General features: G+C 36.6%; 6 protein-coding genes. 1 reads left to right on the top strand and 5 read right to left on the bottom strand.

Translation table 11 applies throughout. The features are described from left to right. Positions 1–115 precede the first annotated feature (115 nt). A complete protein-coding gene (locus V7137_RS02555; RefSeq protein WP_335696605.1) occupies positions 116–292 on the top strand; it encodes a DUF2759 domain-containing protein in 177 nt (58 codons plus the stop codon). 123 nt (positions 293–415) lie between these two features. Here the strand turns inward: V7137_RS02555 and V7137_RS02550 are convergent, their stop codons facing one another. The 5 genes from V7137_RS02550 to V7137_RS02530 form a co-directional block, all read right to left on the bottom strand. Further along, on the bottom strand, positions 416–733 hold the full coding sequence (locus V7137_RS02550) for an MTH1187 family thiamine-binding protein (RefSeq protein ID WP_335696604.1): 318 nt from the start codon (positions 731–733) through the stop codon (positions 416–418). Between the two features lie 90 nt (positions 734–823). Continuing rightward, positions 824–1,969, bottom strand: coding sequence for a hypothetical protein (locus V7137_RS02545; protein WP_335696603.1), 1,146 nt, complete (start codon positions 1,967–1,969; stop codon positions 824–826). Positions 1,970–2,128: 159 nt separating this feature from the next. Next, positions 2,129–3,100 carry an ROK family glucokinase gene (locus tag V7137_RS02540; protein ID WP_335696602.1) on the bottom strand — a complete coding sequence of 324 codons (972 nt, stop codon included), beginning with the start codon at positions 3,098–3,100 and terminating at the stop codon, positions 2,129–2,131. A 5-nt stretch (positions 3,101–3,105) separates the two neighbouring features. Next, positions 3,106–3,321 carry a YqgQ family protein gene (locus V7137_RS02535; RefSeq protein ID WP_335696601.1) on the bottom strand — a complete coding sequence of 72 codons (216 nt, stop codon included), beginning with the start codon at positions 3,319–3,321 and terminating at the stop codon, positions 3,106–3,108. A 115-nt stretch (positions 3,322–3,436) separates the two neighbouring features. Then, positions 3,437–4,999 (bottom strand): rhomboid family intramembrane serine protease, encoded by a 1,563-nt coding sequence (locus tag V7137_RS02530; protein ID WP_335696600.1) that lies wholly within the window; start codon positions 4,997–4,999, stop codon positions 3,437–3,439. Between the last annotated feature and the right edge of the window lie 178 nt (positions 5,000–5,177).

The following is a 5,177-nucleotide window of genomic DNA, read 5'->3' as shown; positions in this document are numbered from 1 at the left end:
GCTCTCGACAAATGTGAGAAAAAAATATAAAATAAGAAACGAATGTAAATAATATAGGTACATAATTTTTTTCTTTAACGTATGCCTGCTTATCACGAAAAGAGGGGGATTTTTCATGGGTTTAGTCATTATTTTTGCTATCGTAACGGTCTTAGCTGCTTTCGGTGCATTTTCAGCACTCAAGACTAAAAATTTCTTAGGTGCATTTTGGGGTGTAGCTTCATTTTTGGTTTTTGGCTGGTTTACCGTTATGACCATTGTTGAATCTGGATTTCCTACAGGAACTCACTAAGAGAGTTGAAAAGACTGCCAACCGGCAGTCTTTTTGTTTTGAACCGTGTTTACTTAAGGTAATTTTCGCATAGATTGTTGTTTTACCAACAAAGTTTACAAAAAAGAGCCTTGCTTAAAGATTTTAGTCCTCATTTAAAAGGCTAGTTACCCGCTCTACTTTATATTCCATGCTTCGCTTGACATCTCTTCTGTCATCTATACGAATCGTTGTCGCAACTCGTTGGATGCCTTCAGTGAAGGGTACCTCATGCATCTCTTGAATGACTTCAAATAGAGTAGAAAGCTCCCCTTCAATAATGGTATTCATTGGAGTTAATTGATATCGAATTTTCCCTTCTTCTTGATATTTTCTCAATACTTTTTGAACACTAGCTACATATTTACTAACACTAGGTGTTTCAGTGCCCAGGGGAATAACGGTTACATCTACAATCGCCATTAATTAATACCTGCCTCTTTTAGTTTTTGATATCAACGTGATTTTAACATATCGGATGAAAAAACAAAAAAATGACACCCATAACTAGTGTCATTCATTTATCAACTCATATATTTTTTTTGCATCAAGATCAATAATTTTTTCAAAGCGATTCCCATATAAAAGTGCCTCACCTGTTGGGGATAAAATCATTGGTTCATTATCTAAACCTTCCATTACCAGGCTGCTGCTGTCATTCTTAAGATTATAGATGATGAGTTGGAAACCATCGGTATAAGAATCTGCATCTCCACTTGATAGCGGTTTAAAAGTAATAAATTGTCTCTTTTGTTCATTATAGTCATAAAAAGGAACTAACCAATCTGAATACCTTGTTAACTGCGGCATTGAAAAAACAGCTAACCTTTTCTGTTTTTTATCGAAAAATGAATAACTGGCTACGGACTGGTCTTGTTCATTTACTGAGATTGTCATTAGCAGGTCTTGAAAGGTTGAAAAATCGATTAAGGATGGAAACAACGTCTTCTCCGACTTATTCACTATATTTTTAACGTTAAGTGGTGCATAGGAGGACGGATGATCTTCATCCCAATTAATAAAGGCGATCTCATTACGTGCCAGCCATTTTATAAAAGGCTGAGGTACGTCAAGTTCGGATGTAGTCGACTTTCTTAAGTCTACTAATAACACCTGAAAACTCCAATCCTCGGCAAATTTAGTTACTAATACCTGGGTTTCATTAAAAGGATTCCATTCGAATCCTAATTCATAGGATTGAAATGATTTTTTCAGGATTTCGGCCCCTTTTGTATCTATTACTGTTACTATTCCTTCAGATGGTGAATGCGAGGCATGGATTAAAATGCTTTTTTTTGAAGGACTAATCACTACATTGACGATGGGATATTCACTTTTATAAATTAATTCATTCTTACCTGATAAAAGATTATAGCGATATATACTTGAAGTTTGTTCTAGGTTCGTAATATAGAGGACTTGGTTCTCAGAAAGCCAGCCGGCGAGTTTGGAAAATTCACCTTCCGGGATGGAAATGGGTAATTTCCACTTATCCCCAATAGCAGAGGTAACCGGAGATTTAGGCTTTTCATTTTTAACAGGAACTTTTAGCTTTACTTGCTCCTTTTGGGAACATGCACCTAAGATGAGGATCAAAAAACTTAAATAGAGGACTAGAAACATTGGATTTTTACAATATGTCCTGTTCAATTTACTCAATATTTCCTCCTCTCTTATTACTTATAAGTTAGTACGTTTTTTTAACGATAATGTTTCAATATTATAACAAATTTTTCAAAACAGGAAAAAAGCCATAGATAAATTATTGTGGAAAGGAACAAAGAAAAAACCGCATCACTGCGGATTTTCCTTTGTAGTCTATTGATTCAATTGATTTTTAATTAGCCATGCTGCACCAAGTACGCCTGCATCATTTCCGAGTGTAGCCAAAGCTAGTGTTGTAGAGTCACGGACCGCTGAAAAAGTAAATTTCTCAAAATTACTTTTTACTGGATTTAATAAAATATCGCCCGCTTTGGAAACACCGCCGCCTAGAACGATTTTTTCCGGATTAAGTGTGTTGGCAATACTCGCTAAGGCGAAACCTAAATGGAAGGAAACCTCATTCAATACTGATTGAGCCAATCCATCATTATTACGTGCCGCATCAAAGACATCTTTTGCTGTAATCGAGTTGTTGTCAGCCATTTTTGCCGTTAATTCACTTTCTAACCCCTTAGCAAGTTCCATTCGGGCTAAGCGTACAATTCCTGTCGCAGAAGCCACCGTTTCAAGACAACCCGTTTTCCCGCAGTTACATTGCGCTCCATCAAAAGGAATGGCAGTAATATGGCCAATTTCTCCAGCCGCACCATTTATGCCTTGAACAACTTTTCCGCCTGCAATTACACCACCGCCGACACCTGTACCGAGCGTGACACAAACAAGGTCCTTCGCTCCATTTCCTGCACCCATCCACATCTCACCCAATGCGGCACAGTTCGCGTCATTTTCTATCGCAGCAGGGAGTAAGGTTGCTGTCTCAAGACTGTCTTTGAGAGGAAAGTTATTAGGCCAGCCTAAATTTACAACATTTAATATGATCCCCTGTTCATAATTAACTGGACCAGGTGCACCCATACCGATTCCGATCAAATTCTCTTTTGTTTGACCAAGTTCTTTTAGTTGTTCATCAATTGCCTTTGCGATATTTATGGTTATATTTTTTCCTTCATGCGCATTATCCGTTGGTATTTCCCATTTATGAACGATCTCGCCATCATTTGTAATGAAAGCTAGTTTAGTTGTGGTACCACCAAGATCAACACCAACAATCCATTTTTTTGACACTAAAATCACCTATCTTTACTTTGGAGTTTTTCTTTTTGCAATTGTATTTCATGCCTCAAAATTAATAATGCGCTTTGAAACTCTCTTGGCTCTATCAATTGTGACTGATAGAGTTCCTTTAATTCCATTTCCAATAATTCAAGGTCAGCCACTCTGTCACCAATATAAATAATCGTTCCAAATCTCTTTAATAATTGTTGAATATCATAAATAGTTTTCATCCTATATCTCCTAGTATTTTAATGGAGAGAAAAATATTGTACAAGAAAAAGTATAACTCAAGCGCCCATTTATACTCAAGACAATATATTCATAGTTTTTATCAAAAAATTAACCCTACTCCACATTGTCGCTGGACTGAAACTGCCGATTAATTTCTTGTTGTAATGTACCATAATCCTCCTGACTCGGTTTAAGCTTAATAGCCTGTTGTATATTTTTTCTAGCTTCTTCCAAATCTTTTTGCTCTAGGTTTATAAGTGCTAAATTAAAGTATGCCTCATCAAAACTAGGGTCAAGTTTTATAGCCTTTTCTAGATGTGTTTTGGCTTCAGGGAGCATTTCCTTCTTAATTTCAACGAAAGATAAGAGAAAATAGGTTTTCTCCGAAACATTTACTGCTTTTTTTTCAGATTCCTTTAATACGTTATATGCCTTATCATAATTGTTTTGTTTTATATATTCCTGCGCCATTAACAAACGGGAGTTTTCATCATACGCTTTCCCAGATGCACTAAAACCGTAGGTTAAAGAACCCCATAACAGTGCAGCAGATGCAATGAAAAATAACAGTTGCAGCAATCGTTTTTTCTTCTTAGGAAGGTGGACAATACCAGCTGCAAAGAATCCTCCAACCAACCCGCCTAAATGACCAGCATTATCTATTCCAGATGCAGAGAATCCAACCATTAGATTGATTCCGAGCACAACAAGCAAATTTAATCCCATCGTGCGAAAAAATAATTTTGGGTAAATAACTCCAAAATACAGTAATGCACCAAAACAGCCAAAAATAGCACCACTTGCCCCTGCTGATAAGTTCGCACTAAAAATAAAACTTGCTATAAACCCAGTAACACCGGCAAATAAGTAAATCACCACAAAACGAAGGCTGCCATATATTCTTTCTACTTCCGTTCCAAGAAAATACAAAGCTAAAGTATTCATTGCCAGATGGACAAATCCAATATGGAGAAAAACAGGAGTAATAAATCTCCACCATTCCCCTTCAACAATCAATTGATTGACTTTTGCACCATATTTAATCAACGTAGAAGTATTGGTACTCCCGCCATGCAATTGAAGCCAGAAAAAGACAGCAAGCTGAATTGCAATGAAAACATAAGTAAAAAACGGTTTACCATTCAATAGAATCGCTCTTTCCGTCTGTACTTTTTTTATTGCATAATCCAAGGCTGTTTTTTTGACTACCTCAACATCTTCTTCTGAATAGTTATCATTTATAGAAAAGGAAACCTCAGCTGCAAGCCTTTCTGATAAAAGCCGGAATCCCTCTTCATATTGTCCCTCTGCAAAAAGGATCGAATTAACGATCGTTTTATTCCCATCTGAATGGACAAAAGGCTTAGCGAGACGAAATTCGTATTCATCAACGGGTGGAAATTGACTGACATATATGTTGACCATGTTCAACTCATGACGCCCAATTTGTTTACGGACTCTTTCCCCATTGGCAGCAGTAAACTCAATATCCCGCTGCATAGCATTACTCCAATCCAAATTATGATTCAGAATACGAATAATGGGTGCTTTCTTATTTTCAATCTTTTCTAGCCACAACTCTTTTTGATTTTCAAATAATTGGATAATCCGATATCCATGATCTGCTATCAATGAATAAGCCAACTTCCAAAAAATGAAACCTTCTCTATTATTCATTTCCCCCCAACTTCCTATGTAAGAATAAGCAATCGCTTAACCTGCTTTCATTTTATTCATCTTTACCTTGTATCTTTCATTATAAACGAAATCTCAAATTACAATAATCATTGAAGCTGATTATTTTTTGTTGCCTGTTGATTGGAGAGGAAGACGCGAAGACTCCTGCGGGAGGACG

The organism is Neobacillus drentensis (assembly GCF_036962765.1).
Classification (GTDB): domain Bacteria; phylum Bacillota; class Bacilli; order Bacillales; family Cytobacillaceae; genus Neobacillus; species Neobacillus drentensis_C.
The sequence above is the reverse complement of the archived record's forward strand: the minus strand, read 5'-3'. Positions and strand labels throughout refer to the sequence as shown.